This window comes from Zwartia lucis, from assembly GCF_965234455.1.
Lineage (GTDB): Bacteria > Pseudomonadota > Gammaproteobacteria > Burkholderiales > Burkholderiaceae_B > Zwartia > Zwartia lucis.
In genome coordinates this window covers 550,816-572,405 of record NZ_OZ248473.1, presented here as the reverse complement: position 1 = coordinate 572,405, position 21,590 = coordinate 550,816, and the positions used below count along the sequence as shown (strand labels likewise).

General features: G+C 50.8%; 19 protein-coding genes. 1 reads left to right on the top strand and 18 read right to left on the bottom strand.

Translation table 11 applies throughout. The features are described 5' to 3' along the window. Positions 1-56: 56 nt before the first annotated feature. Genes AC8GE9_RS09095 through AC8GE9_RS09065 form a run of 7 tightly spaced genes read right to left on the bottom strand, consistent with a single transcriptional unit; the run spans position 57 to position 8,804 of the window. Positions 57-1,031, bottom strand: coding sequence for a Bug family tripartite tricarboxylate transporter substrate binding protein (locus AC8GE9_RS09095; protein ID WP_506676841.1), 975 nt, complete (start codon positions 1,029-1,031; stop codon positions 57-59). A 34-nt stretch (positions 1,032-1,065) separates the two neighbouring features. Next, a complete protein-coding gene (locus AC8GE9_RS09090) occupies positions 1,066-2,088 on the bottom strand; it encodes a Bug family tripartite tricarboxylate transporter substrate binding protein (protein WP_506676840.1) in 1,023 nt (340 codons plus the stop codon). A 56-nt stretch (positions 2,089-2,144) separates the two neighbouring features. Further along, a complete protein-coding gene (locus AC8GE9_RS09085) occupies positions 2,145-3,494 on the bottom strand; it encodes an MmgE/PrpD family protein (RefSeq protein ID WP_506676839.1) in 1,350 nt (449 codons plus the stop codon). Positions 3,495-3,536: 42 nt separating this feature from the next. Then, entirely contained in the window at positions 3,537-4,940 is a 1,404-nt protein-coding gene (locus AC8GE9_RS09080; protein WP_506676838.1) for an MmgE/PrpD family protein, read from the bottom strand. A gap of 19 nt (positions 4,941-4,959) precedes the next feature. Further along, positions 4,960-5,922 carry a Bug family tripartite tricarboxylate transporter substrate binding protein gene (locus AC8GE9_RS09075; RefSeq protein ID WP_506676837.1) on the bottom strand — a complete coding sequence of 321 codons (963 nt, stop codon included), beginning with the start codon at positions 5,920-5,922 and terminating at the stop codon, positions 4,960-4,962. A 39-nt stretch (positions 5,923-5,961) separates the two neighbouring features. Further along, a complete protein-coding gene (locus tag AC8GE9_RS09070) occupies positions 5,962-6,789 on the bottom strand; it encodes an N-acyl homoserine lactonase family protein (protein ID WP_506676836.1) in 828 nt (275 codons plus the stop codon). An 8-nt stretch (positions 6,790-6,797) separates the two neighbouring features. Further along, a complete protein-coding gene (locus tag AC8GE9_RS09065) occupies positions 6,798-8,804 on the bottom strand; it encodes an NAD(P)/FAD-dependent oxidoreductase (protein WP_506676835.1) in 2,007 nt (668 codons plus the stop codon). A 142-nt stretch (positions 8,805-8,946) separates the two neighbouring features. Between AC8GE9_RS09065 and AC8GE9_RS09060 the strand changes: the two genes are divergently transcribed. Then, positions 8,947-9,855 (top strand): LysR family transcriptional regulator, encoded by a 909-nt coding sequence (locus AC8GE9_RS09060; protein ID WP_506676834.1) that lies wholly within the window; start codon positions 8,947-8,949, stop codon positions 9,853-9,855. Here AC8GE9_RS09060 and AC8GE9_RS09055 read toward each other — a convergent pair. From AC8GE9_RS09055 to AC8GE9_RS09005, 11 genes are all read right to left on the bottom strand, one after another. Then, the gene (locus AC8GE9_RS09055) at positions 9,852-10,703 is read right to left on the bottom strand and encodes an N-acyl homoserine lactonase family protein (protein WP_506676833.1); all 852 of its coding nucleotides are present in this window, start codon (positions 10,701-10,703) and stop codon (positions 9,852-9,854) included. The genes AC8GE9_RS09060 and AC8GE9_RS09055 overlap by 4 nt on opposite strands. 369 nt (positions 10,704-11,072) lie before the next feature. Next, complete coding sequence (locus tag AC8GE9_RS09050; protein ID WP_506676832.1) at positions 11,073-11,675, bottom strand: SRPBCC family protein; 603 nt, start codon at positions 11,673-11,675, stop codon at positions 11,073-11,075. Between the two features lie 21 nt (positions 11,676-11,696). After that, entirely contained in the window at positions 11,697-12,872 is a 1,176-nt protein-coding gene (locus AC8GE9_RS09045; RefSeq protein WP_506676831.1) for a vWA domain-containing protein, read from the bottom strand. 9 nt (positions 12,873-12,881) lie between these two features. Next, positions 12,882-13,787, bottom strand: a complete 906-nt coding sequence (locus AC8GE9_RS09040; protein WP_506676830.1) for an AAA family ATPase — start codon at positions 13,785-13,787, stop codon at positions 12,882-12,884. 41 nt (positions 13,788-13,828) lie between these two features. Continuing rightward, entirely contained in the window at positions 13,829-14,620 is a 792-nt protein-coding gene (locus AC8GE9_RS09035) for an FAD binding domain-containing protein (RefSeq protein ID WP_506676829.1), read from the bottom strand. Positions 14,621-14,632: 12 nt separating this feature from the next. Then, positions 14,633-17,008, bottom strand: coding sequence for a xanthine dehydrogenase family protein molybdopterin-binding subunit (locus AC8GE9_RS09030; RefSeq protein ID WP_506676828.1), 2,376 nt, complete (start codon positions 17,006-17,008; stop codon positions 14,633-14,635). A 10-nt stretch (positions 17,009-17,018) separates the two neighbouring features. Continuing rightward, the gene (locus tag AC8GE9_RS09025; RefSeq protein WP_506677144.1) at positions 17,019-17,486 is read right to left on the bottom strand and encodes a (2Fe-2S)-binding protein; all 468 of its coding nucleotides are present in this window, start codon (positions 17,484-17,486) and stop codon (positions 17,019-17,021) included. A 107-nt stretch (positions 17,487-17,593) separates the two neighbouring features. Next, positions 17,594-17,929 (bottom strand): SorU family sulfite dehydrogenase c-type cytochrome subunit, encoded by a 336-nt coding sequence (gene sorU / locus AC8GE9_RS09020; RefSeq protein ID WP_506676827.1) that lies wholly within the window; start codon positions 17,927-17,929, stop codon positions 17,594-17,596. Positions 17,930-17,931: 2 nt separating this feature from the next. Beyond that, positions 17,932-19,161 (bottom strand): SorT family sulfite dehydrogenase catalytic subunit, encoded by a 1,230-nt coding sequence (gene sorT / locus AC8GE9_RS09015; protein ID WP_506676826.1) that lies wholly within the window; start codon positions 19,159-19,161, stop codon positions 17,932-17,934. Between the two features lie 106 nt (positions 19,162-19,267). Beyond that, entirely contained in the window at positions 19,268-20,488 is a 1,221-nt protein-coding gene (locus AC8GE9_RS09010; protein WP_506676825.1) for an MFS transporter, read from the bottom strand. 89 nt (positions 20,489-20,577) lie between these two features. Continuing rightward, a complete protein-coding gene (locus tag AC8GE9_RS09005) occupies positions 20,578-21,567 on the bottom strand; it encodes a Bug family tripartite tricarboxylate transporter substrate binding protein (protein ID WP_506676824.1) in 990 nt (329 codons plus the stop codon). Positions 21,568-21,590: the final 23 nt, after the last annotated feature.

Below are 21,590 nucleotides of genomic sequence, written 5' to 3'. Positions count from 1 at the left end.
CAAATACGCAGCAGTCACTATTGAAGTTATCCACGTCAACATCCTTATATTTAAAATTATTGTGGTTTCAATTTCGCTTCATCAACGATCTTAGACCACTTGATGACCTCATCTGCAACCAATTTTCTCCATGCCTCTGGAGTATTGGTACCAACCACCTCATCAAAACCAGCTGCCGCTAATTGTTTTTTAAATTCAGGCGTTTTTAAAATTTTTACAATTTCCTGGTTGAGCTTTTCTATAATTGGGGTAGGCGTTCCTTTTGGGGCATAGATGCCACTCCACTGAATGGTTTGAAAGCCCGGCACACCCGCCTCAGCAATCGTTGGAAACTCTGGTAGCGAAGAGGAGCGCACGGAGTCGCCAATACCTAGAACTCTTAACTTTCCTGCCTTGACATGCGGCAAGGGCGCTGCCGCACCACTCATTGCAAGTTGCACCTGACCACCGAGCAGGTCAGTCAACATCGGGCCAGAACCGCGGTAGGGGATATGCACCACATCGATACCCGTTGATATCTTTAATAATTCCATCGGCAACGTATTGGCGTTTGAACTAGATCCATAACTCAATTTTCCAGGATTCGCTTTGGCATAAGCAATGAGTTCCTTGACCGAATTGATCGGAAGACTGGTATTCACGACCAATAAAACTTGTTGAATCGCAGTCTGAGCGACAGGTTCAAGATCTCTTGATGATAAATAAGGAAGTTTTTTTCCAAAAGCCACATTGTAGGCTTGGCTCGTTCCATCAATCAGGAGTGTGTAGCCGTCTGGAGGAGACTTCACCACAATATCCGTACCGATGATGCCATCTGCACCTGGCTTATTGTCGATCAGTACCGTCACGCCAAGCGCTTTAGATAAGTCCCGACTCAACATCCGTGCGAGAATATCGGTGCCACCACCGGGCGTATAGGGGACAACGAGCTTGATAGATTTGTTTGGGTATGTGTCAGCCTGAACATTCAGACCTAACAAACTCAATAAGCCTAGCGAAATACTCAACATACGAACGCAAAAATTATTCACGATGTCCCCTTTATGAAAATTAAAAAAGAATGAACTAATCAGCGGTGACTCCTGCTCCCTTTGCGACTTTGCCCCATTTTTCTGTTTCACTTTGCATAAACGCATTTGCATCTTTAACCGAAGACTGCGTCAATGGCGCTATCCCGACATCGATCAGCCTTTTCTTGACATCTGGACTGTTGGCCGCTTCGACAACTGCCGCATGCAACCTTTCAACAATGGTCGAAGGCGTCTTAACAGGCGCCATCAGTGCAAACCAATTAAAAGCTAATACGCCAGGTAATCCAACCTCCTTGGTGGTTGGGAGATCAGGGGTTAATTCGGCACGATTAACATCCGCCACTGCCAAGCCGCGGAGACGACCGTCCTTGATCATTGGAATGAGTACAGGAAGATCCATAATGACACCATTAACATGTCCACCAACAGTATCCGTCACGGCCGGTGTCGCACCTTTATAAGGCACGTGTACAAAACGACCGCCAGATTCATTCTTAAGCAACTCAATTGCAAGATGTGGAAGGCCACCAGCACCCGCTGAAGCCATCGTAATATCTTGTTTCTTTGACAGTGCCACTAACTCCGCCATATTCTTTGCAGGAACAGAGGGGTGAACGGCAATACCTTCAGGAGTCGACGCAACAGTATTGATCGTCACCAAATCCTTAAGCGGTGTATAGGGAAGGTTTTTATAAGTATGAGGACTAATGGCAAGCGGACTAGCACTGCCGAGCGTCAGGGTATAACCATCAGGTTTTGAACGCACAACATAATCCGTACCAACCGTTGCATTGGCACCTGCACGATTCTCAACGATCACTGGCACACCCAAAATGGATGAAAGCTTGGGGGCAATTATGCGCGCGACAATGTCATTGGATCCGCCCGGGGGGAATCCAACAACAATTGTGATTGGCTGCGAAGGGAACTTGCCCTGAGCAAAAGATGGCGAGGGCGTGCCAAACAGACACGCCGTGACAATCACCAAACCAAATCCATAAAGACCCGTTTTCATCACGTGTCGTCTGTTGTTATTCCTGCGTAGTGTTTGAGTCATTTGATGTTCCTTTAGATAAGAATGAACATGCATAAAATGCCGTTTTAACTAATAGATCAACCAAGATGTGCCATCAACTGGTTAATATCTGAACACGCCTCAATATTGGCTACGGTATCGGCAATCTTCTTGGCGCGCTCCTCGCCAAGCGTCGGAATCACCAAACTATCGAATTTCACACGTAACTCAGCAGGACTCATCGGGTTCTGAATCGAGCCCTTTGGATAATCGACTTGAGATGAAAATACTTGTCCATCGTTTGTTGTCAGTGTCATTAGACAAGAAACACCTCTTGGCAATGAAGCATCCACAACGAATTCAACGAGATTGGAGACTCGCATCAAATCATCTTCTTTAAGACGTGCATTGTTGTATTGAGCAAAAAGAGCCTGTCCATCTTTCAGAGCGACAGCCACTGAGTAAGGAAGACTGACTTGTGCTTCGTGATAGGTCGATGGGTTTGGATTTTGATGATAGTGGGCCCAGTCGGGGTGACGTGCCATCTTGATGTGCTTGATGTTCGCCAGTTTAGGCGCGTGCTTATTACGAATCTCCAATGCACAGTCAATCGCATTATGAATCGGACGCGCACAAGAGTAAGGTTTGAATTCGATGTCAAGTTGGTAGGGCTTGTCTAAGTCTGCTGTCAACTGCTCTGGATGCTGTTCATCCGTAAACGCATTCAAAAAACTACGCTCTCCATCAAATATCGTTGCTGCACCAGTAAAGCCTAATTGTGCAATCGAAGCTGCTGTAATGCCACTGCGTGCAGCAGGACCTGGATTAAAACGCTTTTGCATCGATGGGCCATACATCTCCATTAAGCCCGCAGACTGGGCACCTGCCAGACCTAACGCAGACACCATCACTTCAGGAGAGAGTTTGAGAAGGCGACCGGCAGCGACTGTTGCACCAAAGGTTCCGCAAGTAGGTGTGGTATGAAATCCTCGGTTACGTAAAGACGAATTTGCCGCTTTGCTGACACGCTCCATCATTTCACAACCGGCAGCTAAAGCTGTCACAAGATCCCGACCACTGGCACTCACCTGCTGAGCAACAGCAATCGAAGAGGAGTAAACCGGTGGACTAAAGTGAAACAGCGCCAAAACATCTATATCATCAAGCTCTACGCTATGTGAAGAAATCGCATTCGCAAATGCCGCTGACATCGCAGGCACACGTCGGCCATCACCAATCAGTGTCGCCTGAGGATGACCGCCTGTGCTAGCAGCGAATTCGCGCGCAACACGCCCACTCTCAGTCTGACTTCCACTAACGGCAACACCTAGGTAATCAAGCAGCAAATGCTTGACGGACTCAATCGTGGCCTTAGGTAATTTTTCATATGTCATTCCACAATAATGTGGGGCGATGATTTCCGAAATGGTTGCTGAATCTTTTTTCATGTCCTACGTCTCCAATCATTAACAATTAAAATTAAATATTGATCAAACTTGCCGCTGCGCAGCAAGCAATGAAATCAGTTCGGATAAATTATTTTTCCTGTCCATCTCATCCACTAGATCGACGACATGATTGATCTGCGAAGGACTCAAGCATGACTCAACGACGTTACGAAACTTGTATTCCACATCATCGGCTGAGAGCGGATTTTCGGGACTACCACGCCTGTTAAGAATCTCATGACTATGCGTGGCTCCGCTCCTTGTTGTCACTGAAACACGTGCAGCGTGACGGAATGCCGCACCCATCGCATTAATCTCAGGATCATCATAAGCAGTGATACGCGTAATAAAGTCCAGCAATTTCGGATCAGTCAAACGATCCTCTCGATACTGCCTGACAAAGGCCACACCATCGTAAGCCACGACTGCCAAGCCGTAATACAGATTCATCTGTGCAGCGGTGACGCCTTGGGCCTTGTAATCCCAGGCGCAATGCACATACGTCATATGACTCACACCGACTTTGACCTGAGCGATATCCTCTGGCTGTAAAGTGTGCGTTTTCATCAGATGCACGAGTGCATCTAATGCCGCATGAATACTCGTGACGCTTGCATGAGGCTTATAACCAATCTTTCCTGTCTCCCATACGGACCCTAAGTCGTCCGTCAGCCTCGCAGCGTTAGGTGTCTCGGAGTATGAGCTGAGATAGCCACCGTAGCTTGCCTCAAGCACATCCAAAATACCTGTAAAACCATCTGAAGCAAGTTGTGCAGAATACACGCCACTTTGTGCTGCGCGCCCAGAATGAAAACGCTTAACCATGGCTCCCTCTTGAGCCGCCATCAGCCCACCTGCCTGAGATCCAACGATACCTAACGCATGCTGCATCTGCAAGGCATTAAGCCCAAGCATATGACCTGCCGTCGCGGCTGCAACAAAGACACCAGAGGTTCCTTGTGGATGAAAGCCCCTAAAGAACAAGGACATCGTTGCTGCATTACCCACGCGGACACCAATTTCATAGCCTGCCGCCATCGCAGTCAACACATCTCGTCCACTGCGACCAGACTGCTCCTGCGCAAACGCCAAAGCAACTGGTAATGCAATCGAACCGGGATGAACAATCGACTCTTTATGAATATCATCTAACTCAAAGGCATGGCCGGCCGTCGCATTGACGAGCACGGCCCCCGCGATGGAAGATTGACGACCCGTGCCAAATATTGCTGCCACGGGTCTTGCCCCTTCCCGCTCCACCATGGCTTGAACACGTTGTGTCCAAGGTAGCGTCGCACCAAACAGACAGCAACCAATGCTGTCCAGCACACTCGTTTTCAATCGATCAATCACCTCTTTTGGAATCGATTCAAAGCGGATATCTACCGCAAACTTTGCCAGATCACGTGTGGCGTTTTCGAGCAGGGGTGGTTTCGAGCTACTCATGCATCATTTCCTTTAAGGCTTAGTCCACTTTGATATTGGCGGACTTGATTATCTTGGCCCAGCTTTCTGTTTCCGCTTTTAAAAACGCGGTAGTCTTAGCGGGATCTTCATTCAAAATCGTGACACCTCGATCATCTAATTTTTTACGAAGCTCAGGCTGATTTAAAGCAGCACTGAAATTTTTGTAAAGCGTATCGACGACATTTTTAGGTAGCTTTGGTGGCCCCACCAGCATGTACCACGTGCTGACTGAATAGCCTTTGACACCAAGTTCAGCAAGAGTCGGGATATTTGGTGCGATCGAGGCACGTTTCGTGCCTGTCTGGCCGATTGCACGCAGGCGATTATCTACAACATAGGGCAGACTTTCAGCGATCGGTAAAAAGGTCATGTCGACTCGATTACCCACAATATCTACAAAAACTGGACCACCCCCACGATATGGTACGTGCAGATATTGCATCCCAGACAAATCGCGAAATACCTCGCCTGCTAAATGAGAGGAACTTCCGCTACCGGCGCTCCCAAAACGAATCGCATCGGGCGAAGCCTTACTTGCCGCAACCAACTCCTGTACTGTTTTGGCGGGAAGTGATGGGCGAACCATTAACAGCAAGGGCGCTTCGCCCACGAGTGAAATCGCTGTGACATCATTAGCTTTGTAATTCACCTTGGTATAGAGGCTTTGGTTAATCGCAAGTCCCGGCGTACTGAACAACAAGGTATAGCCGTCAGGATCAGCTTTTGTGATCGCCTCAAAGGCGATATTGCCACCCGCGCCTGTACGGTTTTCAATAATGAAGTTCATACCTGTGGACTTGCTGACCTCCTCCACGACCTGTCTTGCCACGATATCCGCACTCCCACCTGCAGGAAATGCCACAAGCATACGAATAGGCTTATTTGGATAGGTTTGTGCAAGGACGGGAGCCTGAACAAATAGACCTGCGACTACTGCCATTAATACATTTTTTATTTTCATTTTATTTCTCCTGAATAATTAGACTTGTTTGGCGTCCGATCACTTTTCAGACGCAATAGGTGCAACATCCAAACGTACAACCACTCCTTTCAACGACTCGCTTTCTGCTGGGTATCGCGTCATAACCAAAGGATCATGACCTGGAATAATGTGTTCGGGCGAATCTGCCAACTGGCGAAGTGTTTCGTAACCCTCCATGGCCTCACCTAAATTAAACATTGTGGTGAAGAGCCTTTTTTCTTCGAAATGCTCGTAGTAATGGCTTGCATCCGAGGCCAGCACAACCCAGCCGCGCTGTGTCTTGACCCGCACGCACTGGAGACCGTGCGTATGTCCCCCTATGCGATGCAGTGAAACGCCAGGAGCGATGACTTCATCACCTTTGTGAAAGATCACGCGGTCTTTATAAACCATCCGCACCATACCAACAACCTCATCGACCTCATAGCCATGATTGAATTGACGATAGCGCATATGACGGCCGGTCGCGTAAGACATTTCATCATCCTGCAAATGAAATTTTGCGACAGCAAAGTCAGTAAACGTTCCGACATGGTCGTAGTGCAAATGGGTAATCACGACATCTTTGACAGTGTCTGCATCGACGCCAAGAAGAGCCAGTCCCTCGCGAGGCTGCCGTAAAAAGGTTCGTCCGCGCTTTGCTGCCACCTCTGGACCAAAACCAGTATCGACAACGATCGTGCGTTCATGATTGCGAATCAGCCACACGTAATAATCCATTGGCATCGGTGCATCGTGTGGATCGCCACCAATGAAATGATTAGTACGTTTTGCATTCCGCGTTGCATATCGAATCGCAAAAACTTCATATATATCTTGAGTAATTTTTTGACTTTGATCCACCATCTCGATCCCTATACTTTTAAAACATTGTCAAATACCTGACGACGTGCGTAATTGTCAACGCTCATCGCCACCATTCCCGCATCCCTGATCCCTGTTAAAAAATCGCCTGGCACATTGCAATCGCCGATACGTGCATGAGCGACACCAGAATGCGTCACAACGTCCATCACATCTAAATTTGGACGTGGTCCCGTCGCAAAGACTAAGTACTGACCGATCTCGAGTTTGTCCTTTTTTCCATCCGACAAAGTTACGTTGCAGTACTTATCCACAAGGCTATCGATATGGCAGCCCGTGACAATATTGACGCCATCCGCCTGAAGTCGCTCGATCAACTCGAATCGATTGTTTCTCGCCATGCCATTTGCAATCGTGGGCTGCATTTCCAGGAGGTTGATTTCACACCCGATGATTCGCAAACTATCCGCGACTTCAGCCCCCACCATGCCGCCGCCAATGATCGTAACCGTATGCTCAGGCGTGAACTGTTCAAGCATGCTAAGCGCGTCCCATGCATGAATGACCTTGACGCTGCGATCCAGCGTATCGACCTTGATCGGTGGCGGAGCAGGACTCGCTCCCGTTGCCACCACGATGAAATCAGGGTTGTAAGCCTTAATCCCAGCCTCAGTTGCTTGAGTACCAAGACGTACAGGCACACCAAGCGCTTGTATCGACTCCCAGCGATAGGTCCAGACTGGCCATACTTCAGTCTTGTCTGGTGCAGCGGCTGCGAGATGAATCTGACCGCCTGGACGGTTGGCGCTTTCCCAAACTTCAACCTCGTGCCCTCGTGCGGCGAGCACGCGCGCGGCTTCGATACCTGATACTCCAGCACCTAACACCAACACGCGTGCAGACTTCGCACGATGTGTGTTGAATAACTGTGGTTCTGCAAACTCAAGCGCTTCAAACTCTGTGCCGATCATTGGATTTTGTACGCAAGATACATCTTTCTCGAGCGTCAATCTTTCAAAACATACATTACAGGCAATGCAGGAGCGGATCGGTACGTTTAACTGTCCAAACGCTTTTTTGCACCAGTGGGGATCGGCATACAGGGCACGCCCTACAGAGACAAAATCCGCACTTCCCTCTTGCAGCATCCTCTCCGCATCCGCGGGATCGACAATACGACCAGCCACCATGACAGGGATCTTGAGCACCTGCTTGAACGGCTTAGCCAAATCAACCAAAAATGAGCGCGCAAAGGACGGGGGCTGGATACAGTACTTTGATAGCTGAGGACTCTCATTGCTACCCCCTGACAAATCAATTGCATCCACCCCGTATTGCTCCAGCGTTTTAGCTAAATGAACCGCCTCTTCCGTGGAATATCCCCCTTCGATAAATTCGCTCACACTTAAGCGCACAATCAAACTAAGCTCGGGAATCGCATCTTTTAACTGATCGATTGTTTCCAACAACAAACGCATTCGATTATCAATAGAGCCGCCATACTGATCTGTTCGATGATTCAAGCGAGGCGTAAAAAACTGTTGAAATAAATAACCATTCGCGGCATGCACTTCGACACCGTCATAACCTGCGATCCACAGACGTTTTGCAGCAGTCACAAATAGCTTCTGAATCTCGCGTATCTCAGGAATAGTGAGAGGTCGGACTGCGTCACCTGTATTTGGATTGTGCCAAGGTGACGGCCCCACAGGTTCCATATTTAGGACTGAACGACGCAGTAAGGCACCCCGATGATTGAGTTGCCCAAACACCGCACAGTCATGTTCCTTGATCGCTTCGACCAAACTGGCCAGACCAGGGATGAACCTGTCGTGATAGCAACACAATGAATTGTGATGGGGTCGAGCCTGAGCTGTCACGACCATTGCTTCGGTCATAATCATTCCAACGCCGCCCTTCGCACGCTCAGCGTAGTACTGCTTATCTCTCTCAGTTGAAAGCCCGTCTGTCGTGCTGTAATTCGTTCCCATCGGTGCCATAGCAATGCGATTTTTAATCCGCACGCTTCCGATTTTGCCTGGTTGCTGTATCAGCATTTTCAATAATCTCCGGACTGCCTTGACGATCTTTCCTCATCTCCTTAGACTCTAATAGCTTATAAAAAAACGATCAATCGGCAAAAATTCAGAATACTATTGAAATAAATTCACAAATAATGGCATAAAGAGGCAAGCAAAAGTGGAGAACCTTAATGCGCTACGTGTTTTTTTTCGCGTAGCGGAAACAAAAAGCTTTACGGTTGCAGCAAACAGACTCAGTCTCACTTCCTCGGCCGTCAGTAAGGCGATTACGAGGCTAGAGTCAGAGCTTGGGGTCAAACTGCTGCACCGCACCACACGCTCTGTGAGCCTGACAAACGAGGGCACACGATTTTTCGAGCAATGCCAACAGATTCTGTTGGATATTGAAAATGCCGAAAATACCTTGAGTCGAGCGACATCGACGCCAAACGGTCGACTGCGGATTCATCTTCCGGTAGGCTTTGGAAGACAAGTCATCGTTCCGGCTCTGAGCAAATTCATCGACCTTTACCCGGATCTGATTGTCGACGCAGAGCTCAGCGACCGAAGCGTGGACTTAGCCTACGAGGGCATTGATGCAACGGTATTGATTGGAGAGCCTGCAGACAATCGCCTCATCGCCCGACATCTCTGTCATTTGCAGTTCGTCGCGTGCGCCTCACCAGAGTATCTGGCAAAGCGTGGAGAGCCTCAAACACCGGACGATCTCGATCAGCATCATTGCCTCTCTTATGTGATGATGAACTCAGGTCGATATCGAGAGTGGCACTTTCAAAAGGGCACGCACACTTTCAGCAAGACCGTCTCGGGCCGCCTCAACATCAACAATGCCGAATCCCTTCTGGAGGCGGCGTGCTCCGGGGTCGGCATCGTCATGATTAGCAACTTTATTGCAGGTCAAGCAATCAGGACCGGAAAGCTTCGAACCATTCTCAATGACTACCGCGCCATCGGACCGCCGGTATCCGTGGTCTATCTACCCAATCGGCATTTGTCCGCAAAGGTCCGCGTCTTTATTGATTTTCTAAAACAATACATCACTGACAATCCGGACTGGGATCGTTAAAATTTTCTTGCTGCCAAGGTTTCCGCGATGGAGGCCTTGGGAGGCAGATCAAGACGCACGGCGATGTTTTCAAGCGCTTTAGAACAGGTTGGATATAAATCCATCACCAACGGGTCATGACCTGGAATAATGTGATCCTGCGACTCGGCGAGAGTATGTAACAGCTGATAGCCTTGCATCACCTCACCGACATGAAAGACAAGCGGAAAGAACCGCCTGGTCACAAAGTGCTCATAAAAATGACTTGCGTCAGAAGCTAGAACAACCCAGCCTCTGGCAGTGTGCACACGCACCACTTGCATGCCTGCTGTATGTCCCCCCACGCGATGCACACTCAAGCCAGGGGCGATCACCCCGTCACCGTTGTGAAAGACCACGCGATCTTTGTAGACAAGCCTCACGACTCCAGCGACATGATCGACCTCGTAGGGCCGGCTATGCAACACACATGCCATATGACGACCCGTCGCAAACTCAACCTCTGAGTCCTGAAGATGAAATCTTGCATTTGGATAGGCGTCAAAGGTCCCGATGTGGTCATTATGAAGATGAGTAATGACGATATCCTTGATCCTCTCCGGTGTAATACCAATCAGACTAAGCGCCTCCATGGGGGTTCGATGCAAAGTGCGGTGACGCTTGATCGCCATGTCTTCGGCGAATCCCGTATCAATCAAAAAAAAATCGTCTTTGTTTCGTACAACCCACACGTAATAATCCAAAGGCATCGGACCATCATGCGGATCTCCGCCACCAAAATTCGCAGCACGCAAAGCCGGCCTACTCGCGTACTTCAACGCAATAATTTCATAATCAGGCAGGTTTCCATTTTGCTCGGATAACATCATGTAGAAACCCCCTCATTCGCGACAGAGACGCGAAGTAATTGCGCCAATATGTCAATATTGGTATGTTGATCGAGTGAAAAAACCATTTCCTCAATCTGCTCAGCCACTGACCCAAAGACTGGACAAGCCTGCGTCCATCACGCAGCTGTATCTTGATGACAGTCGGTCGCCGAGCGGGATAGCCTACATCCAGATCGACCGAGGGCATCACACGTGTACGTCCAATCATTCAGACATCAAGCTCCAAGCAGATCCCTCACTACCTTATCTGCGTGACAACAAGTAATCAATGATTTAGATTTCACAACACCGATGAAATGAATTCATTGATAATTTCCCCGGAAAAACCTTAATTTTCACTAACCTCAACTAGCGCATCACCCAAGAAACAAACGATCCTGCTATAAAGCCCAACAAATAAGGCCAAAGCCACTTGGGTATTCCAAGGAACTTGGGGGCTGAGTCTTTAACTTCTTGGGTTGCGCCTCCTTCCTGATCTTCGGACGACAAAATATTTGCAGCCTCTGGATATTTCTCTTGTAGAGCAAGCTCGAAACGTTTGAAAAAATCCTCGGCCAACGATTTCGCGACACCGTCGATCAATCGTTGGCCAAGTTGGGCAATTTTGCCTCCGACCTTGGAATGCACGGCGTAGCGTAGTTCGCAGCCACCCTCATTGGCCACAAGCTCTACTTTTGACTCGCCCTGTCCAAAACCTGCCACACCGCCTTGAGCCTCGAACTGCAGAGAGTAGGACGCGGGTGCTTGAATGTCTGCCAAGGTGACTTTGCCGTTGAACTTTGCCGCCACAGGACCGATTTTGACAGCGACAATCACTGCGTATTGGTTGTCTGCAATCAGCTCAAACTTTTCACATCCAGGGATACAGGCTTTTAAGATCATGGGATCGTTGAGTGCATCCCAAGCTTGTTGTTGTGAAACACCAAGTTGGCGATTTCCTTGCATATCCATAGGGTTCTCTCGTTTAAATACCTACTGTTTAACTAACTCTGCCAAAGACTGCGCTAATTGCTCCAAATGTGCAAGATTATGTATGGCAAGCAAGCGGTCCGCGTGCTGATGTATGACGCTTGCGCCACTCGCACTCGGGACATAGTGCTCAAAGCGCAGCAAGGGGTTGAGCCACAATAAGCTTCGGCAGTTGCGTTTGAGCCATTCGAGCTCCCGAGCCAAGACACTTGGCTCGCCGGTATCGAGACCATCGGTAATCAGCAGCACGACTGTCCGACGACCGATCACGTGTCGCTGCTGGGTTAAGCGCAACTGCTCAAGCGAGCGTCCGATCTGCGTACCGCCCGCAAAATCCTGAATCAGCTGATTCGCGCTAGAGAGCATCAGGTCAGTCTCTGTATGCCGAAATGCACGATTTAAGTCCGTCAGCTGATGACCAAAGGCGTAGACCGAGCGCGATCGTCCACGTGTACTTTGATGTAAAAAAGCCAGCATCAATCTGGCATACCGCTCCATCGAGCCCGACACGTCGACCAAAATCAATACGGGTAAGGCTTGGGTGCGTCGAGCTAGATGGGGCAAAGATAACAACTCGCCATCTAAGCGTGCCGTCTCTCTGAGCGTCTGCGTCCAATCCACCCGAGTGCCTGAGAGGCTGCGTTGTGTCCGCCGCGCAGGGACTTGCGGCCAAGAAAGTGGGATCTCGCTGGCAAGCCGTTGCACAAGTTTAAACTCGCTTGCGCTCAAGCTTTCAAAATCAGCGTGCCGGAGTTTTGCTCGATCGCTAGCCGTCATCGCGGCATCAAAATCAACAGAGTCCTCTTGCGCAGGAGAGCGTGGGGCGTTTGACGCGATAGCGGCCAAGGCCTCCTGGGCGCGTGCGCGGCGTTTAGGCACAGGCGCAGCTTCGGTGGCTTTAGGCAACATTTGTGCTAACAATTGTTGTGTAAATTCTGGATTACGAAAATAAGCCTCAAACAGCTGATCAAACACCTCCAGATCCTGCTGGCGGCAAACCAAGGTGGCCTCCAAACCCGCACGAAAATCTTGCTTATTGTCGAGCCCGATCAATAAGGCAGACTCGAGCGCCAAGCCTATACGACCACTATCCATCGGAAAACCAGCACGTCGTAAGGTGCGCGCAAAGCCGACGATGTTGTCAGCCATTTTTCCTACGCGCGCATCACCAAGTTGCATACAAATACGCTAAATGTCTGAATCGGGCGCAAGCAATGCATCAAGCATCGGTTCAAGTGCAGCAAGATCTTCGCGCTGTTTGAATAAGATCCCGACTGTGCTTTGAATCACTTCGGGATCGAGCTGCAAGGTATTGAGCGCCACGAGAGCCTTGGCCCATTCAACGCTTTCAGCGATACCGGGAGAGCGACTCAAGGCATTGACAAAAGGCGCACGGCGTAGACGCTCCACAAAAGCGGCAACCTGCTCTGCTAGTGCTTGACTTGCCTGAGGCACTCTCTCACGCACGATTGCAAGTTCACGCTCACGATCGGGGTAGTCCATCCAGTGATATAAGCAGCGACGCTTGACCGCATCATTCAGGTCACGCGTTCGATTGCTGGTTAGGATCGTCACCGGCGGAATAGTCGCGCGAATCGTACCAAGCTCCGGAATACTGACTTGGTATTCACCAAGATACTCCAATAAAAAGGCCTCAAAGGGCGCGTCGGCTCGATCGACTTCATCAATCAACAGCACCGCGCCAGGTGCAGGTGTTTGCAAAGCCTGCAACATCGGTCGGCGCAACAGATACTTTTCTTGATAAATTGCATGCTCAAGCTGCTCGGGTGTGGCGTGATCTTGTTGCGCACGCATATGCATCAGTTGTGCAGCGTGATTCCATTCATACAGCGCTTCGCGCTGCTCCATGCCGTCGTAGCACTGCAAGCGCACCAGCGGGCGTTTCAACACACTTGCCAATGCCTTGGCGAGCTCTGTTTTGCCTACTCCAGGTTCACCTTCGAGTAGCAAAGGTCGCTGCAAAGTCAGACTTAAATACACGGCTGTGACTAAACGTCGCTCGGCCAAGTAACCAACGGATGCGAGCGCTGACGTTAACGCCTGGACTGAATCAACGCTGAGCGTATCTGCCATGAAAACTTCCAAAAAACACCCCATTACTGGGGCGTTGTGCGCTATGTAAGCGCCATCTGCACAGCCACGCGCGTCTGCACTTTGATGAGTTGGGCGCGATAACTTGCCGAGGCATGGATGTCACTATTGAGCTCTGTGTCATCGACCTCGACTCCGGCGACCGACTCAGGTGCAAAGCTTTTAGTCAGTGCAGCTTCTAGTCCAGCGTGACGAAACACACCGCTCGAAGCACCCGTGACCGTCACACGCACTCCCTGAGCCGTATCCGCCACAAACACTCCCACCATCGCAAAGCGTGAAGCACCTTGCTTAAACTTTGCATAGGCCGCGCGCTTAGGAATAGGAAAACTCACGGCAGTGATGAGCTCTCCGGGATTTAAAGCGGTGGCATACATCCCAAGAAAAAAATCCTGAGCGCTGATGGTGCGTGCATCGGTATGAATCGTCGCATTCAAGGCCAACAAAGCGCTGGGGTAGCACGCCGAGGGATCGTTGTTCGCAACGGACCCACCGAGGGTCCCCATTGCACGCACTTGTCGGTCACCAATACCACCGGCCAAGGCCGATAACGCTGGGATGTGCTGCTTGACAAGCGCATTATGCTCAACATCGCAATGTTTGGTCATCGCACCGATCACAATCTGCTCGCCGTCCTTGCGGACCCCCACAAGCTGGGGAATGTCGCGCAAATCAATCAACTGCTCAGGCTGCATCAAACGTTGCTTCATCGAGGCCAGCATCGTTTGACCACCCGCTAAAGCCTGCCCACCCGCTTGGACGAATTTGCTTGCGTCTGCAAGGGTTTTTGGACGCTCATAGGTGAATGCATACATATTCAGTTCTCCTTAGGCTTTAGCCGATTGAATGGCTTGCCACACGCGGTGTGGCGTCGCAGGCATGTCAAGATCCTTGACACCCAAGGGCGCCAAGGCATCGAGTACTGCATTGATCACGGCAGGAGGTGAACCGATCGCACCTGCCTCACCACACCCTTTGGTACCAAGCGGATTATGCGTACAAGGCGTGCACACATGACCGATTTTGAACTCTGGAAAATCATCAGCACGCGGCATGGCATAGTCCATAAAGGACCCGGTTAATAACTGCCCAGTCTCGCGGTCATACACGCAGTTTTCAATCAGCGCTTGTCCGATACCCTGCACGAGACCACCGTGCACCTGGCCTTCTACAATCATGGGGTTGATGATGGTGCCAAAGTCATCGACTGCCGTAAAACGATCCAAACGCACCACGCCCGTTTCGGGGTCGACTTCAACTTCCGCGATGTAGGTGCCCGAAGGGAAGGTAAAGTTAGTGGGATCGTAGAACGCGGTTTCATTCAACCCGGGCTCTAGGGTATCCAAAGGATAATTGTGGGGGACATACGCGGTGAGTGCCACCGTGCCAAAAGGAATCTTTTTGTCGGTTCCTCGCACAGTAAATTCACCATTTGCAAAGTCGATATCTGTATCAGAAGCCTCGAGCAAATGCGCCGCGATCTTTTTAGCTTTAGCTTCAATTTTGTCCAAGGCTTTCATAATCGCCGCACCACCGACTGAGATCGAACGCGAACCGTAGGTGCCCATCCCAAAAGGCACTCGACCCGTATCGCCATGCACGATATCGACCGCATCGACCGCGATTCCTAAGCGCGAAGCCACGACTTGGGCAAAGGTTGTTTCGTGACCTTGGCCATGACTATGCGAACCCGTAAATACGGTCACGCTACCGGTCGGGTGCACACGCACCTCGCCACACTCAAACAAGCCCGCCCGAGCACCCAAGGCACCTGCGATATTGCTTGGCGCAAGACCGCAAGCTTCGATATAGCTTGAATACCCAATACCGCGTAATTTGCCTTCTACTTTGCTGGCAGCTTGACGCGCTGCAAATCCTGCAACATCTGCCAACTTTTGCGAAGCATCCATGCAGGCAACATAGTCACCGATGTCATATTGGAGTGCAACAGGTGTCTGATAAGGGAACTGGGTGATGAAATTACGTCGGCGAATGTCATCTTGAGAAAGCCCAAGCTCAAAGGCCGCACGACTCACAATACGTTCCACCAGATAAGTTGCCTCGGGACGACCTGCACCGCGATACGCATCGACAGGCGCAGTATTGGTAAACCACGCATCTACCTCAGCATAGACGAGCGGCGTGGTGTACTGCCCGGCCAGCAAGGTTGCATAAAGGATCGTCGGCACACAGGTTGAAAACGTAGAGAGATAAGCGCCTAGGTTGGCGTCTGTATGCACGCGCAACGCTAAAAATTTTCCGTCTTTGTCCAACGCAAGCTCAGCGTGGCTTGAGTGATCCCGACCATGTGCGTCTGACAAAAAGGCCTCGCCTCGCTCACATATCCACTTGATATTACGGTTCAGTTTTTTGGATGCCCAGGTGAGACACACATCCTCTGCATACAAATAGATTTTGGAACCAAAACCGCCGCCCACATCAGGGGCAATCACTCGAACTTTGTGTTCGGGTAGACCCATGACAAAGGCTGTCATCAGCAAGCGCTCAACGTGAGGGTTCTGATTTGAAACGTAAAGGGTGTAGTCGTCATTCGCACGACTATAAGAACCAATCGCGGCGCGAGGCTCCATCGCGTTGGGCACTAAGCGATTGTTGATGAGGTCAAGCTTAGTGACATGGGCGGCACCCACAAAGGCGGCATCCACCAACGCTTTATCACCAATCGCCCATTTGTAGCAATGATTGTCTGGCGCAATATCGTGCAGTGCTGCCCCGCCCTTTGCATCACGTACATCCACCACGGCGGTCAAGGGCTCGTAATCCACTTCGACGAGCTCAGCTGCATTTTTTGCTTGTTCAAGCGTCTCTGCCACCACCATCACCACGTGGTCACCCACGTAGCGCACTTTATCCAGAGCCAAAATAGGATGAGGCGGCTCTTTCATGGGTTGACCGTCCGTGCTGGTGATCAGCCATCCACAGGGTAAACCGTTGATCTTGTCGTTGGCAACGTCTTTACCCTCGAGTACACCAATCACACCAGGCGCGCTTTTCGCGGCGCGCGTATCCACGCTTTTAATCCGCGCGTGCGCGTGAGGTGAGCGCACAAATACGGCGTGCGTCATACGAGCAAGGGTAATGTCGTCGGTATATTGCCCTGCACCCGTCAGAAATCGGTAGTCTTCTTTACGTAAAACTGACTCACCGATATGCGGTAATTTTGCGAATTCGTTTGCGCCCATGGTCGCCTCCTTATGCTTTCATGGCGGCAGCACCTTGCTGCACAGCCTTGACGATGTTTTGATACCCAGTACAACGACAAATATTGCCTTCTAAATGTTCGCGGATCTGTTGTGCGCTAGGATCAGGGTGCTTTCGGCAAATATCCACTGCATTCATCACCATGCCCGGTGTGCAATAACCACATTGCAAGCCATGGCAGTCTTTAAAGGCCGCCTGCATCGGATGCATGGTGCCATCGGGTTGCGCCAAGCCCTCGATGGTGTCAATCTCCGCGCCCTCAGCCTGTGCAAGCAAAACATTACAGGACTTGATCGCATTGCCGTTCATGAGAACCGTGCATGCACCACACTGGGCGGTATCACACCCAACATGCGTACCCGTCAAATGGAGATGCTCGCGCAGAGCCTGGACTAGCAAAGTATTAGGTGCTGCGGTGAGGGTCACTGCTTGACCATTCACCGTTAATTGGATCTGCATCATGAAGCAATCTCCTATAAATTTGACTGAATATGTCTTAAGAATATTTGTATTCGTTATTTTTCACTTATGCAACATGCACGTGTTTAAGCTCAGTTGATCCGATGTTACTCGCGACTGGCCTTAGCGACGTATTCGGACAGTATTTTCATCTGTTCGGGCGTCAAGCCTGGGTACGCAGGCATTTGACCGATGCCGTTTTTAAGAGCATTCATGACTCGCGCAGCGTCAGGCTGGAGATCGTTCATTGATGGGCCCACCGCACCCGCTGCGCCCGCTGCGTCAAGGGTATGACAAATCGCGCAGGCTGGCGCTGCCCCTTTTAAAAATAAAAGCTTACCTTCTTCATCATTTGCCGAAGCAACCGGAGTCAATGCTGCACCAGAGACCAGTGCCACTGCACCGATTACCCCAGCAAAATGAGTAAAGATTGTTTTCTGCATGTTTAAGCCACAGTGATTTTGACAACGTGTGCTTGCCAGCCACTATTCAGATAGCCAGCTGCGTTTTCCACCGACAGCGCGACCTGATCCACACCAGACTTGGTGGTGACGCGGCAGGCGACATCGTATTGACCTGCTTTCAGATTTGCAGCCAAGACAAATTGACGCCAAGCATACTTGCCCAAGTCTGGACCCATCAAGCGCGCGGCCTGCCATGTTTTACCGCCGTCGAGCGATACATCGACCTTGGCGACGTCCTCTGACCCACCCATGGCCACACCGGTGATTTGAACAACACCCGCTTTGACTGGACCACTGTCAGGTGAAGGCGAGGTCACCCAAGATTTGGCATCCATCGTCCAAACCGCAGCTTGGCTTGGATCGCCCTTTTGACCGACCGGCGACATCCGGTAGCCTGTTTTTTGGATGGCGGCTTGAGTTTGTTCTTTGGTAAACGCTAACTGCTTGATGTATTTAATATTGTTAACGCCACTGTAGCCAGGCACGACCAAGCGCAGGGGACCACCGTGGGCCAAAGGCATCGGCTCACCGTTCATTTCCCAAGACAACATGGCGTCTTGCATGGCGGCCAGCGGAACAGAGCGCTCGACGACGACAGCCAAGGGGTCAATGCCTTCGGGAAGCTTTTCACCACCAGTACCTGTCATATAAACCATGCCGGCAGAAACGCCACCCAAGGCCTTGATGACGTCGCGCACGTAAACACCGGTCCACATCACGCAGCCCGCAGCGCCCGTCTGCCATCTTGTGCCGCTTGGCTTGCCAGGAAACAACGCGCGACCGTTGCCGGAACATTGCAGCACCGTCGCCATTGTGTCGAGTCCGATCTGCTTGAGATCGCCCAAAGAGAGCGTCTGTGGTTTGCCAACGCCTTGGATGCTTATTTTCCAGGCATTGACGTCACCAATATCGGCCGCTGAAGGGGCGGGCAGATTGTTTCGGATAAAAAGACGATCAGTCGGTGTGATGATGCTCGAGCCGATTGCAGCACGTTTGGTTTCAATCGTTGTCGGGGTATGAATGATCATGCTGTCAGCATCTTTCCAACTGACATAGGCCGGCAAAGGCTTTGCTTTAGACGCGGCCGGGGCTGCTGCAGCCGCAGCGGCTTGCTGCGCAGAGGCGAGCGTTGGATTAAGCCCAGCGGTGGCAAGCAAACCGGCAGTGGCGCCAAGCAGATTGCGGCGTGAGATTTTGATTGGGTTTGTCATGAGGACTCCTCAATTGGATGAATGGAATGAGCTTATAACGAATATGTCACCAGGTCTATTAAAATCCTCGCTAAATCAAGGTGTTGAGATGAAAGCATCAGTAAATTTATGCGTTTTTCTGTCGTAACAACCTCCACCCGGCTAGCGCAGCCAAGACACCAATGACACCATAAGACACCCCATAGTCATCTAACGACGTTACCGTCACAGAAAATAGCGAGGGCAGCAGCAACACACCGGCAAACATCAACCCAGAACCCAAGCCCGTTGCCTCCGTTCTCTGCGAACCACCCAAGCGCGCCCACTCGGCATAGGCCAAGCCTGTAAATCCGCTCGCGGAAGCGCCGGCAACAGCACAAAGCGAGAGCACCAGCCAAGGTGCCCAATTCATTCCGAACTGACCTGTCAGCAATGCCGTAATACCCATAATGAAACCCTGCCAAGCCAACAAGGTGTGCGCAGAGAACCACTTATCCGCCAACCAGCCCCATAGCGGACGACTGACCACGGCCGCTAACTGATAAACCGCCAAAGCCCAACCCGCTTGTACTAAGTTAAACCCCGTTTTACTCGTCAGGTGTACGGTAATAAAAGCGATAAAGCAAAGCTGTACGCCGCTATAGACAAAACTGACAAACGCTAAACGTCGCAACTCAGGCCGATCGAACAAAATTTGCACCGGCGCGAACAAACCTTTGCTCAAAATTTGACGCGAAGGCTCTCGATCAATATCCCATGAACGACGCACGCACTCAAGCAACAACACCGCCGCCAACACCGGCACCGTCTGCCACAGCAAAGCCGCTTGCCAACCCAGACTCAAGGTCAGCGGCGCCATCACCAGCCCCGCCAACACCCCTCCCAGAGGCACGCCAATCTGGCGGATTGAGAGCACCAGGTTCATGACACGCGAAGGGGTACGGGGCACCAACAGATGAGCACTCGCGGGAGCCGTCGCCCCATAGGCCAAGCCCAACAGCGCAGCCCCAAGAACCACGGAGGTGACGCTCCCGACAGCGCACGCGAAAAGCATCGCAAGTGTGGCGATTAAAACTAGTTGACTGACCCGGACCGCCCCAAAGCGACGAATAAAGCGTGGCGACAGCAAGGCCGAAATAATGCCCACACCATAGATGATAGAGATGAAAAAACCCACCAACGTACCTGGCACCCCAAGGTCCTGAGCAATCACGGGCGCTACCACCGGAAACGAATAGGCCGCCATCGTCGCCAGGCTTTGCGTGGCAAGAGTGGCGATGAGCGGAAACACGGGGAATTTTAGGCCTTCACGAGATTCACTTGGGAGGGGTGAGTGGTTGACACTCATGAGTTTGCCTTTACCTGAAAAGAAAAAAAGGCTACGAAACAAAATTTGTTTAATCCGTAGCCTTTTCGTGAAAACGATAATTTACAGTATCAATCAAGCTGTAAATTTATTTTCTTCGCAAGCGCAGAAAACTTTTTTACTTCAGCATTAATTTGTTGACGCATCTGCTCAGTTGTTCCACCCTCAGGCTCAGCGCCTGAACCCAACAGTTGCTCACGGACTTCTGGGATTTTCAAAATCGCAGCCACTTCTTTTTGAATCTTATCAATAATCGGCTTAGGCGTTCCGGCAGGTGCCATCAAGCCAAACCATGTGCTCACATCAAAACCAGTGAGTCCCGATTCGGAAAGTGTCGGTACATCAGGCAATGCAACCGATCTTTTGGGCGTTGTGACAGCGAGTGGACGAACCTTTCCTGACTTAATGTGAGGCAAGCAAGAAGGAATCGTGTCGAACATCACCTGAGTCTGGCCACTGATCAGATCGACAAGCGCAGGAGCGCTGCCTTTGTAAGGAACATGGAGCAACTTGGTACCCGCCATGTCATTGAACTGTTCACCGATAATGTGATGCGCCGTTCCTGTTCCTGTGCTGCCATAGGCAAGCTTGCCTGGATCGGCTTTTGCCAAGGCGATGAGTTCCTGAACATTTTTAACTGACATCGTGGTCGGTACGATTAAAACGTTTGGAACAGTCGCTATAACAACAATGGGCGTCAAGTCGCGTTCCAACTCATAGCTGCGTTTGTTGTAGACCGCTTGAGCAATCGAATGATGCACTGCACCCATCAGCAGGGTATAGCCATCAGGCGCCGCCTTAGCCACAAGTTCAGCACCCAGACGCAACCCTGCTCCAGGCTTGTTTTCAATCACCACAGACTGCCCCCAAGCTGTCTGTAGCCTAGCGCCAATAATGCGGGCCAGAAAGTCTGTGCTTCCGCCGGGAGGCGATGGCACAACAATTTTGATCGCCTTAGTCGGGTAGGCCTGCGCAAACGCGGGCAATCCGAACACCGAGAGCCCTGCAACCGCCGCGGGGGCCATGATGAACTGTCTACGTGTTGTATTTTTTAAAGTCATGCTTGTCTCCAGTTGTTATTCAA